This window comes from Saccharopolyspora cebuensis (assembly GCF_039542665.1).
GTDB lineage: Bacteria > Actinomycetota > Actinomycetes > Mycobacteriales > Pseudonocardiaceae > Saccharopolyspora > Saccharopolyspora cebuensis.
The window spans coordinates 369,842-381,737 of record NZ_BAABII010000003.1 but is presented as its reverse complement, the minus strand read 5'-3'; the positions used below and the strand labels follow the sequence as shown (position 1 = coordinate 381,737).

Annotated in this window: 7 protein-coding genes; all 7 read right to left on the bottom strand. The window is 72.6% G+C overall.

Annotated elements, in window-relative coordinates; all coding sequences use genetic code 11:
* Nucleotides 1–9: 9 nt before the first annotated feature.
* The 7 genes from rpsJ to ABD976_RS04545 all read right to left on the bottom strand — a co-directional run bounded on the left by rpsJ (nt 10) and on the right by ABD976_RS04545 (nt 11,891).
* A complete protein-coding gene (rpsJ, locus tag ABD976_RS04575; RefSeq protein ID WP_009948626.1) occupies nt 10–315 on the bottom strand; it encodes a 30S ribosomal protein S10 in 306 nt (101 codons plus the stop codon).
* Between the two features lie 613 nt (nt 316–928).
* Nucleotides 929–2,122 (bottom strand): elongation factor Tu, encoded by a 1,194-nt coding sequence (gene tuf, locus ABD976_RS04570; protein WP_345357574.1) that lies wholly within the window; start codon nt 2,120–2,122, stop codon nt 929–931.
* Between the two features lie 257 nt (nt 2,123–2,379).
* Nucleotides 2,380–4,482 (bottom strand): elongation factor G, encoded by a 2,103-nt coding sequence (gene fusA / locus ABD976_RS04565; RefSeq protein ID WP_345357571.1) that lies wholly within the window; start codon nt 4,480–4,482, stop codon nt 2,380–2,382.
* Between the two features lie 76 nt (nt 4,483–4,558).
* Nucleotides 4,559–5,029, bottom strand: a complete 471-nt coding sequence (gene rpsG, locus ABD976_RS04560; protein WP_345357568.1) for a 30S ribosomal protein S7 — start codon at nt 5,027–5,029, stop codon at nt 4,559–4,561.
* Nucleotides 5,029–5,403, bottom strand: coding sequence for a 30S ribosomal protein S12 (gene rpsL / locus ABD976_RS04555; protein ID WP_188986588.1), 375 nt, complete (start codon nt 5,401–5,403; stop codon nt 5,029–5,031). Before rpsL ends, rpsG begins: the two co-directional genes overlap by 1 nt.
* Nucleotides 5,404–5,976: 573 nt before the next feature.
* The gene (locus ABD976_RS04550) at nt 5,977–7,602 is read right to left on the bottom strand and encodes a TNT domain-containing protein (RefSeq protein WP_345357560.1); all 1,626 of its coding nucleotides are present in this window, start codon (nt 7,600–7,602) and stop codon (nt 5,977–5,979) included.
* Between the two features lie 11 nt (nt 7,603–7,613).
* Nucleotides 7,614–11,891 (bottom strand): ADP-ribosylglycohydrolase family protein, encoded by a 4,278-nt coding sequence (locus tag ABD976_RS04545; protein ID WP_345357557.1) that lies wholly within the window; start codon nt 11,889–11,891, stop codon nt 7,614–7,616.
* Between the last annotated feature and the right edge of the window lie 5 nt (nt 11,892–11,896).

Sequence of the window (11,896 nt, the reverse complement as noted above, 5' to 3'; positions counted from 1 at the left end):
TCTCTCCGCCTACTGGATGTTCACGTCGACGCTGGCCGGCAGGTCGATGCGCATCAGCGCGTCCACCGTCTTCGGCGTCGGCTCGAGGATGTCGATGAGGCGCTTGTGCGTCCGCATCTCGAAGTGCTCCCGCGAGTCCTTGTACTTGTGCGGGGAGCGGATGACGCAGTAGACGTTCTTCTCCGTGGGCAGCGGCACCGGCCCGACGACCCGAGCGCCGGTGCGCGTCACGGTCTCGACGATCTTGCGCGCAGACGCGTCGATCGCCTCGTGGTCGTAGGCCTTGAGCCGGATGCGGATCTTCTGTCCCGCCATGGTGGCTTGCCGTTCCTCTAGTCTCGTGCCGCGGTTTCGTTGTGGGAGCGGGCTCGCACGTCCTCGCAGACGGCATGCCCACGCGGCCTCAGCCGTGTGGCCGCTCTCAGCGCCGGAAACCCGGCCGGAGAGCACCACAGCCCTCGTCCGCCCCTGTTCAGGTATCTGGTGCCCGGTACCCGCGGTCGGGCGTGTCGCCCTGCTACCGCGCACCGGTCCCGGCGAACGTCGCCGCCGAGATGGGCCGAGGCCCGTACACCTTCTTGTGCCACCCCGTTCGGCGCACCACCGGGAACCACCGGCGGCGGCAGGAGCGCGGTAGGCGTTCCTGACCCGAACTCAGGGCGTGGAGGCTCTCGCAGCAGTGCGGCCGGACCCTGGCCCGACGCGAGATGAACTCAAGCCGGGTCGGGCGGCGGCGCGAGCCCCGTCCGGTCGAAGACCGGGGCCGGAGCCGGGCCGGACGAATCCGACCGCCCTACAACGAGCAACCCGTACAGGATGGCATACCTGGTACGCCGCTCCCACTCGGGGGGTGGTCCACCGGCGGCGGAGCCCCCGGCGAACCGCAAGGGGCCCGTCCCCCGCGAGGGGGGACGGGCCCCTTACCGACTCACTTGTTGATCTTGACGACGCGACCCGCGCCGACCGTGCGACCACCCTCGCGGATCGCGAAGCGGAGGCCTTCCTCCATCGCGATCGGCTGGATGAGCTGCACCGACATCTCGGTGTTGTCGCCCGGCATGACCATCTCGGTGCCCTCGGGGAGGGTCACCACGCCGGTCACGTCGGTGGTCCGGAAGTAGAACTGCGGACGGTAGTTGTTGAAGAACGGGGTGTGCCGACCGCCCTCGTCCTTGTTCAGGATGTAGACCTGAGCCTCGAACTCGGTGTGCGGGGTGGTGGTGCCCGGCTTCACGACGACCTGGCCGCGCTCGACGTCCTCGCGCTTGATGCCGCGGACCAGCAGACCGACGTTGTCACCGGCCTGACCGTTGTCCAGCAGCTTGCGGAACATCTCGATGCCCGTGACGGTGGTCTTGGTCGACTTGTCCTTGATGCCGACCAGCTCCACCTCCTCGTTCACGTTGATGACGCCGCGCTCGATGCGGCCGGTCACCACGGTGCCGCGGCCGGTGATCGAGAAGACGTCCTCGATCGGCATCAGGAACGGCTTCTCGACGTCCCGCTGCGGGTCCGGGATGTTCGCGTCGCACGCGTCGAGCAGGTCCAGGATCCGCTGCGCCCAGGTCTCGTCGCCCTCCAGCGCCTTCAGCGCGGAGACGCGGATCACCGGCACGTCGTCGCCCGGGAACTCCTGCGAGGACAGCAGCTCGCGGACCTCCATCTCGACGAGCTCGATGATCTCCTCGTCGTCGACCATGTCCGACTTGTTCAGCGCCACCAGGATGTAGGGGACGCCGACCTGCCGGGCGAGCAGCACGTGCTCGCGGGTCTGCGGCATCGGGCCGTCGGTCGCCGCGACCACGAGGATCGCACCGTCCATCTGCGCCGCACCCGTGATCATGTTCTTCACGTAGTCGGCGTGGCCGGGGGCGTCGACGTGGGCGTAGTGACGGTTCTCCGTCTGGTACTCCACGTGCGCGATCTGGATCGTGATGCCGCGGGCCTTCTCCTCCGGCGCCTTGTCGATCTCGTCGAACGGCGTGAAGGGGTTCAGCTCCGGGTACTTGTCGTGCAGCACCTTGGTGATGGCCGCGGTGAGCGTGGTCTTGCCGTGGTCAACGTGACCGATGGTCCCGATGTTGACGTGCGGCTTGTCCCTCTCGAACTTCGCCTTCGCCACTGGATTGTCCTCCTGGACTTGTTGACTTTCCGCCGTACGACTTGATGTGCCAGGCGGAGTCCTGTCGGGTAGGTGGCGGAAGGGCCGCTCCCCGCGTCGGGGAGGCGGCCCGTCCACCGCCGAACTGAGGGGATTGCTCCCCGGTCGCCTTCGCAGCGATGACTCGACTGCTCAGCGTTGGGCGCGTGGCCCCGAGGGCGCAGAACCCGCGCGGCGGGGGCGCCGCTGGTGACGGCAGCCCCTCCCCGCGCGGATCCTCACTCGCCCGTCGCCTTCGCGATGATCTCCTTCGCCACGTTCGAGGGAACCTCGGCGTAGGAGTCGAAGGACATCGAGTAGTTCGCCCGCCCCTGCGTCCGCGAACGCAGGTCGCCGACGTACCCGAACATCTCGGACAGCGGGACGAGTGCGCTGACGACGCGGGTTCCGCTGCGCTCCGCCATGGACTGGATCTGCCCGCGGCGGGAGTTCAGGTCGCCGATGACGTCGCCCATGTACTCCTCGGGCGTGGTCACCTCGACCGCCATCATCGGCTCGAGGAGCGCGGGGGACGCCTTGGCGGCGGCCTCCTTCATCGCCATCGAACCCGCGACCTTGAAGGCCATTTCCGAGGAGTCGACCTCGTGGTACTGGCCGTCGAGCAAGGTCACCTTGACGCCGACCAGCGGGTAGCCGGCCAGCACGCCGTACTGCATGGCGTCTTGGGCGCCCTGGTCCACCGAGGGGATGTACTCCCGCGGCACCCGGCCACCGGTGACCTTGTTCTCGAACTCGTAGGTGGCGCTCTCCGAGGTCTGCTCGATCGGCTCCAGCGCGATGATCACCCGGGCGAACTGACCGGAACCACCGGTCTGCTTCTTGTGGGTGAACTCGTACTTCTCGACCGTCTTGCGGATGGTCTCCCGGTACGCGACCTGCGGCTTGCCGATGTTGGCCTCGACCTTGAAGTCGGTCTTCATCCGGTTGACCAGGACCTCCAGGTGGAGCTCGCCCATCCCCTTGATGATGGTCTGGCCGGTCTCGTCGTCCTGGTTGACCTGGAAGGTCGGGTCCTCCTCGGCGAGCTTCTGGATCGCCGTGGAGAGCTTCTCCTGGTCCGCCTTGGTCTTGGGCTCGATCGCCACCTCGATGACCGGCGCCGGGAAGGTCATCGACTCCAGGACGATCTGGTTCTGGGCGTCGCACAGCGTGTCACCGGTGGTGGTCTCCTTGAGACCGACCACGGCGTAGATGTGCCCCGCCTGGGCCTCGTCGACCGGGTTCTCCTTGTTGGAGTGCATCTGGAACAGCTTCCCGATGCGCTCCTTGCGGCCCCGGCTGGAGTTGACGATCTGGGCGCCCTGGGCGATCTTGCCCGAGTAGACCCGGACGTAGGTGAGCTTGCCGAAGAACGGGTGGACCGAGACCTTGAACGCCAGGGCCGAGAACGGCTCCTCGGTGTTCGGGTTGCGCTCGGCGGTGGTCTCACCGTCGGTCAGCAGGCCCTGCACCGCGGGCACGTCCAGCGGCGACGGCAGGTACTCCACCACCGCGTCCAGCATCGGCTGGACGCCCTTGTTCTTGAACGCGGTACCGCACATGACCGGGAAGGCCTCGCGGTTGACGGTGAGCTTGCGGATGCCGTCCTTGATCTGCTCGGTGGTCAGCTCCTCACCACCGAAGTAGGCCTCCATCAGCTCTTCGTCGGACTCCGCGACGGCCTCGACGAGCTGCTCGCGGTAGGTCGCGGCGAGCTCGGCGAGGTCCTCCGGGATCTCCTCGACCGCGTAGTCCTCGCCCTTCTTGACCTCACCGCGCCAGGTCAGCGCCTTCATCCGGACCAGGTCGACGACGCCCTGGAAGTCGGACTCGGCACCGATCGGCAGCTGCAGCACCAGCGGGCGGGCGTTGAGGCGCTCCTCGATGGTCTTGACGGTGAAGTAGAAGTCCGCACCGAGCTTGTCCATCTTGTTGACGAAGCAGATGCGCGGGACCTCGTACTTGTCCGCCTGGCGCCAGACCTGCTCGGACTGCGGCTCGACGCCTTCCTTGCCGTCGAAGACCGCGACCGCACCGTCGAGCACCCGCAGCGACCGCTCCACCTCGACGGTGAAGTCGACGTGCCCGGGGGTGTCGATGATGTTGATCTGGTTGTCGCCCCAGAAGGTCGTGGTAGCAGCCGAGGTGATCGTGATACCCCGCTTCTGCTCCTCTTCCATCCAGTCCATCGTCGCGGCGCCGTCGTGGACCTCACCGATCTTGTACGTGATCCCCGTGTAGTACAGGATCCGCTCGGTGGTGGTGGTCTTGCCCGCATCGATGTGAGCCATGATGCCGATGTTGCGGACCTTGGTCAGGTCTGTCAGCACGTCGCGTGCCACGAGTTTGTTCCCCGTTCCTACAGCGGATGCAAGCCGTCGAATCGGTGGGCCGAGGCGGGCAGGAGCCGACCCGACGTCACCAGCGGTAGTGCGCGAAGGCCTTGTTGGACTCCGCCATCTTGTGCGTGTCTTCGCGCTTCTTGACGCTGGCCCCGAGGCCGTTGCTCGCGTCAAGCAGCTCGTTCATCAAGCGCTCGACCATCGTCTTCTCCCGACGGGCGCGGGAGTAGTTGACCAGCCAGCGGAGCGCGAGGGTGGTGGAGCGGCCGGCGCGGACCTCGATCGGCACCTGGTAGGTCGCGCCACCGACGCGGCGGCTGCGGACCTCCAGGGTCGGCTTCACGTTGTCCAGGGCGCGCTTGAGCGTGACGACCGGGTCGGTACCGGTCTTGTCCCGGCAGCCTTCCAGGGCGGCGTACACGATCCGCTCGGCCAGCGAGCGCTTGCCGTCCGTGAGGACCTTGTTGACCAGCTGCGTCACCAGCGGCGAGCCGTACACGGGATCGGCGTGCAGCGGCCGCTTCGGGGCCGGACCCTTGCGGGGCATCAGCTCTTCTCCTTCTTCGCGCCGTACCGGCTGCGGGCCTGCTTGCGGTTCTTCACACCCTGGGTGTCGGCCGAACCGCGGATGATCTTGTAGCGGACGCCGGGGAGGTCCTTCACACGGCCGCCGCGAACGAGCACGATCGAGTGCTCCTGCAGGTTGTGCCCCTCACCCGGGATGTAGGCCGTGACCTCGATGCCGCTGGAGAGCTTGACACGGGCAACCTTGCGGAGTGCCGAGTTGGGCTTCTTCGGGGTGGTGGTGTACACGCGGGTGCACACGCCACGCCGCTGCGGGCTCCCCTTGAGCGCCGCGGTCTTGGTCTTCGCGACCTTGTCCTGGCGGCCCTTACGGACCAGCTGCTGGATGGTGGGCATGGACCGGCTTTCTGTCAGCGTTCGCGTCTTCTGGGTACTCGTCCAAGCAGCGCTCGTTCGAGCTTCGGCGTGCCCTGGCGTCGAGCACCTGTCAGGCACTGTGTACTTGGACCCCTCCCGTACCACGAGGTCGGGCGTGTCGCCCACTCCTCGGCCTTGCGGCGCGGCCTCGCGGCGCTGGTGGCGTCCCAACGGGAATGACCCCAGTGGGCTCAGGAGAGTTCCACACGTCCCGCCTGAGCAGCCGCGACCACGAACGAGACAACGCTCGCCACGGCCACGCCACGCACGGGCATGCGGATCGACCCGATATGGTGTCGGGTCCGATGAACAAAGATACCGGGCCGACTTTCAGAGGGTCAAAACGGGGGGTCCTTTGACCTGCTCGATCACCCCGGCGTCGAAGACCCGCCGTCGGCGCACCCGCCATGCTACCCGCCCCGGGGCCCGGACCGGCGCGGGTGAGCAACGCCACGCCGACCCGGTCCGGCGCTCGGCGCCGCGGGTCGGCGGGGGTGTCCGGCACCGCGGGTCCGCGCGCGAGGACGCCCGGCCCAGGCTCGGAGTCCAGGCTCAGAGCTCGGCCAGCCAGCCGCCTTCGACCAGCTCCGCCATCGAGCGCGGCAGCACGTAGGCGGTGCCCCCGCCGACCTGGCCGTGGTCGGGTCGGACCGTGCCGGTGACCGCGGTGAGCGCCTCGACCACCCGGTACCGCCGGTACTCCCCCGGCTGCCGGTCCGGCGGTGCGCTGCGCTGCGGCAGCGTGGTGCCCGCCGCGAAGGCGGTGTTGCCGGTGGGCGGCCCGAAGCGGTCCACCTCGCCCCCGGCGCGCAGCACGACCTCGAACTTCCGGTCGAGGGCGGCCAGCGGCGGTTCCCCCGGCAGCGGCCGGACCGTGCACTCGAAGTCCTCCAGCGGCTCCTCCGGGTCGCGCAGGAACTGCGGGCGGCCCAGCGCCATCGCGCCGACCAGGTGCGCGGCGGCGGGGTGCACGTCGGGGAACCGCGATTCGAGCTGCCGCTCGCCCTGGTGGGTGCAGAACACCTGCCACCAGCCGTCGGCGCCGCGCACCATGCTCCAGCCGCCCTCCACCGGGCCCTCGAAGCTGTAGAAGCGGCGGCCCATGCCCATCACGCCGATGAAGTCCTGGGCCAGCCCCATCACCTCGGCCGGGTCGACCGCCTCCTGCACCTCGGTGCCCAGCACCAGCGCCTTCGCCTCGGCGGCGGCCCGCTCGGCGACCACCTCGGGTGCCCGGTAGCCGGCGTGCCGGATGTGGTCGAGGAAGTCGCGCGGCGGGGCGACGTCGTGGTTCGCCAGGTAGTGCGCCATCGCCAGCGGCCACACCCAGGTGCCGTCGGTGTGGAACTGCTTGGGCACCACCGGCGGCTGCTCCGGGTCGAGCTCGTCCTCGGCGCCGCCGGGTGCGCTGAGCAGCACCTGGCCGTCGTGCAGGTAGTCGAGGACCTGCTGCTTCTCCGTCCAGGGCAGCGCGGGCCGGTGCGCCACCGGGCGACCGCTCGCGTCGCGGCCCTCGAAGACCCGCACCATCCGGACCGGCTCCGGCTCCGGCTCGTCGTGGCGGTGCTCCCAGAAGTACCGCCAGGCCCGTTCGAGCAGCCACGCCGGGGCGTCCAGCCGGGGGAAGTAGCGCAGCTCCTCGTAGCAGTCGCGGCCGTCCAGCGGCCTCCCCTTCCACTGCACCGCCGGGGCGTCGGTGCGCAGGCCGGGGTCGTGGGGATCGAGCACGAGCGAAGCCCGGGTCCAGGCCCCGGTGTCCGGCCGGTGGTCGACGGCGCGCAGCGCGCGGAGCAGGTCGACGACCTGCTGCGGCACCACCCACGGGTGGACCTCGCCATCGGCGTGGATCTCGCCGGTGACCTCGATGCGGGTGCCCAGGGCCAGGCATTCCACCCCCGCAGCCACCGCTCCGCTGGGCAGCTCTGCGCGCACCGCCTCGGTGAGCTGCTCGACGAGCCCGTCGTGCGCCGCCGAGCGGTCCGGGACCTCGCCGAAGCCCGCGCGGGCGGGGAACCGGGAGCGGACCGGGCGCGGTGGCTCGGCCTGCTCCACGAAGATCACCGAGTTGTGCGGATCCGGCTCCGGATCGCCTTCCACCACCGCCGCGCCGTCCCGGATCTCCAGCAACGGCCGCGGCTCCCCCGCGGCGGCGCTGTAGCCGTACGCGCCCGGAATCACCGTGCCCAGGATCACTGCTTCTCCCCCTCGAACGCGTCGTGGTAGACGACGCCGTTGATCCGGCGCGGCGCGGGCTTGGGCGCCGGGAACTCGGCCGCCGGGGCCGGTTCCGCGGGCGCCGACCACTGCGGTCGCACCGGGTACCGCTCCTGCCAGTCCTCGTCGGTCGGCGGGTCGATCGCCGAGTGCCCCGGCTGGAAGGCGTCCCGGCCGAACTCCGCCACGCAGTCCAGCGCGATCTGCTCCACCACGTCGCGCAGCTCCAGCTCGGCCAGCCAGTCCACCGGCAGCGCGCCGACGCCGAGCAGGGCGCCGACGATGTTGCCGCAGATCGCCCCGGTCGAGTCGCTGTCGCCGTCGTGGTGCACGGCGACCCGCAGCGCCAGCGCCACGTCCTCGCCGCCGACCAGCGCCGCGCACACCGCGATGGCCAGCGCCTGCTCCCCGACCCAGCCGCCGCCGAGGACCTCGGCGACCTGCCGCGGGGTCGGCACCCCGGACCCGGCGAGGTCCACGGCGGCCTTGAGCATCGCGCTGGTCTCCTCGTGGTCCGGCCACGTCTCCAGCACCTGCAAGGCCAGCCACACCCCGTCGTCGAGGGTCCGGCCGAGCAGCGCCTGCTGGACGATCACCGCCAGCGCCCCGGCCGAGTGGAAGCCCGCCGGGTGGCCGTGGGTGAGCGCCGCGGTGCGCGCGGCCAGCTCGAACACCTCGGCCGGGTCCGTCGAGCACAGCGCGACCGGCGCGGCGCGCATCACCCCGCCGCAGCCCTTGGAGTCGTTGACCGGCTCGGTGAACGAGCCCGGCGGGTGCCCGTCGCCGAACCGGGTCAGCGCGCGGAACACCGTCTTGCCCGGCGCGCGGGTCTTGAACAGGCCCGGGACCTCGATCAGCCAGCCGTCGGGCACCGGGCGTTCGGCGAGGAACGGCCCGGCGGCGGCGTCCCAGTCGACGCCCTGGGTGTGCAGCCAGCGCTGGTAGGCGTGCTGGACCTCGGGCAGCGGGTCGGCGACGTCGAGCATCCGGCGGGCGGCGCTGCCCCGGATCAGCCCTTCGGCGGTGAACAGCGTCATCTGGGTGTCGTCGGTGAAGGCCCCGCGCACCCCGTAGGACTCGGGCAGCCCGCGCGGCCCCTCGGGGCCGAACCGGGCGCCGATCTCCTCGGCGGTGCGGAACTCCAGGTCCGCCCCGAGCGCATCGCCCAGCGCGCCGCCCAGGAAGCAGCCCAGCACGCGTTCGGTCAGCGACGGCGCCGCGGCGTCCGGTCCCTCGGCCTTGGCATGCCCGCCGCGGGTGATCGGCGGGACCGCGGCCTCCGCCGGGGCCTCCACCGGGGGGTCCGCCGGGGGGTCCGCCGGGGGGTCCGCCGGGGGGTCGAACCAGGACCGGTCGGACTCCGCCGCGCGCCGGGGTTCGGCGCTCGACGCCGGTGCCGACCAGACCGACGGCTCCGCCGGGCCCTCGGGCTCGGCGGCGGGCGGCTCCGGAGCGGGCTCCTCCACCGGGTCCGGTGCCGCGCCGGTCGGCCACGATTCGGGCCGGACGTCCTGCTCGGCCTCGGTGGACGGCTCCGCCGCGGGCTCGGCGGGCGGGACCGGCGTCGACCCGTCCGGCTCGGCCCGCACCGCGGGCTCCTCCCGGCTCGGCTCGTCCGCCCCGGCGGACGACTCCGCCGCGGGCTCGTGGTCCGGCTCGGCCTCGGCACGCGGTTCCTCCGCCACCGACCGGTTCGGCTCCTCGGGGGACGACCCGGCGACCGGCTCACCGGGCGCCCGGTCCGCCACCGGCGGGGCGGGCTCCGCCCAGCGCGGCCCGGCCTCCACGGACGGCACCTCCGGCACCCGGTCCACCACCGACCCGGCGGGCTCCTCCGGGGCCGACCCGACCTCCGCGGACGGCACACCCGGCACCCGGTCCACCGCCGACGACGCGAACTCCGCCACGTCGGCCGCCGCGGACGGCACCTCCCGCGCCCAGTCCACCACCGACCCGGCAGGCTCCTCCGGGGCCGACCCGGCCTCCGCGGACGGCACATCCGGCGCCCGGTCCACCGCCGACGACGCGAACTCCGCCACGTCGGCCGCCGCGGACGGCTCACCCGACGTCCAGCCGACCACCGGCAGGACGGGCTCCGCCCAGGGCGGCCCGGCCTCGGCGGACGGCTCACCCGGCGCGTGGTCCGCCACCGGCCGAGCGGACTCCTCCCCGCTCAGCCCGACCTCCGCGGACGGCTCACCCGGCACCCGGCCGGGCACCGACGACGCGAACTCCGCCGCGTCGGCCGCCGCGGACGGCTCCTCCCGCGACCGGTCCACCGCCGACCGGGCGGACTCCTCCGGGTTGGACTCGGCCGCCACGGACGGCTCACCCGATGCCCAGTCGACCACCGGCCGGACGGGTTCCGCCGCGCTCAGCCCGGCCTCCGCGAACCGCTCGCCCGGCGCCCGGTCCGCCACCGACGGCGCGGACCCCTCCGGGGCCGGCCCGTCCTCGGCGGACGGCTGGTGCAGCACCGGCGATGACGGGTCCCAGCCGACCACCGCGAGCGCGGGTTCCTCCCGGCTCCGCTCGGCCGCACCGGCGGGGGGCGTCCGCCACGGCGCCACGGACGGCGCGGGCTCGTCGGGCTCGTCAGCGGGCGGCGCGCTCGGCACCGAGGCCGCGTCCCAGCCCACGACCGGCACGACGGGCTCCCGCGCGGCGGCGACCGCCTCCCCGACGTCGTCCCCGGCCGCTTCCCCGGGTGCGTCGCTCGCGCCGTCGTCCTCGGCCGGTTGCGGCGCGGGCGCGTCCGAGGCCGCCGGGGGTTCGGTCCACGACGGCCGGGGGTCCGGTTCGGGGGCGAGGTCGATCGGCATCCGGGCGGACGGCTCCGCGACGTCCGGCGCCTCGTCGACGATCGGGATCACCGTGGTGGCGTCCGCGGGTTCGCGGCCTAGCCACGGCACCGGGATCGGGCCGGTGCTGGACGGTTCGACGTCCGCGGCGCCGCGCCGGGCCGGGAAGGTCGGCGCGCCGATCCCGCGCGGCGGGGTGGGGGCGTCGTCCTCCGGGGCCTGCGGTTCGGCGCCGATCGCGGGCAGCACGGTGGTCCGCTCCGCCGAGCCCTCGACCGTGCCCGGCGATCCGGCGGTGAGGCCGGGGACACCGCCGACCGGTCCGGGCACGTAGCGCTGCGCCCACTGCGGCGGCCGGGGCGGGGCGAACGCCTCGGCGGCGTCCTGGCAGAGGACCTCGATGACCTCCCGCAGCTCCAGCTCGTCGAGCCAGCGCGGCGGGATGGCGGTGGGGCCGTGCAGCGCCCCGGCGAGCTGACCGGCCAGCGCGCCGGTGACCGCGCTGTCGCCGGAGTGGTTCACGGCCACCCGCACCGCGTCGGCGAAGGTCCGGGTGCTGCCCACGGCGGCCAGCGCGATGCCGAGCTCACCGGGCTTGTCGGCGAGGTCGAACTCGACGTCGAGGTCGCTCGGCATCGGCACGGCGCCGCGCTGGCCGACGAACATCGCCGCGTGCACGGTCCGCCGCACGTCGGCGGGCACCCCCTGGATCGGGTACGCGCGGCCCAGCCGCTGCTGGTCCGCGGCACCCACCGCGTCCCACAGCGGGACGCCCCGGACGAGCTGGCCCAGCACGTCGCTGTGCAGCCCCGCGGCGCCCACCGCGTTCGGGCCCGAGGTGGACAGGTTGGCGATCAACGCGCCCGCCGCGTAGACCTGCTCCGGCGCGGTGGACCACACCGCCGCCGCACCCGACCAGGCCGCGGCCTCCGCGAGGCCGTCCACGTGCGCCACCGGGCGCAGCAGGCCGTCGGGGCCGGCCAACGGGGACCGGTCGGCCATCCGGCCGAACAGCGCGAGCGTGGACCCGGCGGGGTTGCGGGTGGAGTACAGCTCGGGCCGCTCCAGCAGCCACCCGCTCGGCGCGGGATCGCTCGGCAGGCAGCCGCGCATCGCGAACTCCCACGGCACGCCCTGGGTGTGCAGCCAGCGCAGGTGGTTGGTCAGCACGAACGCGGCGTTCAGCGCCGCACCGCCCGGGTTGGCGGCCTTCGCGCGCAGCAGCCCTTCGAGCGTGAACACGCCGAGCTGCGTCACGTCGGTGACGGCGCCGCGCCTGCCGTACACCGGCAGGTAGTCGGCGACGCCGTGCGGGCCGAACCAGGACTGGATCTCCCCGGTCGTCGCGGTCCGCACGCCGGAGCCCAGGGCGTCCCCGACCGCACCGCCGAGCATCGCGCCGCGGAATCGGTCGGCCCAGGTCAGCCGGACGCCGGGTTGAGCGTCGGTCATCGCGA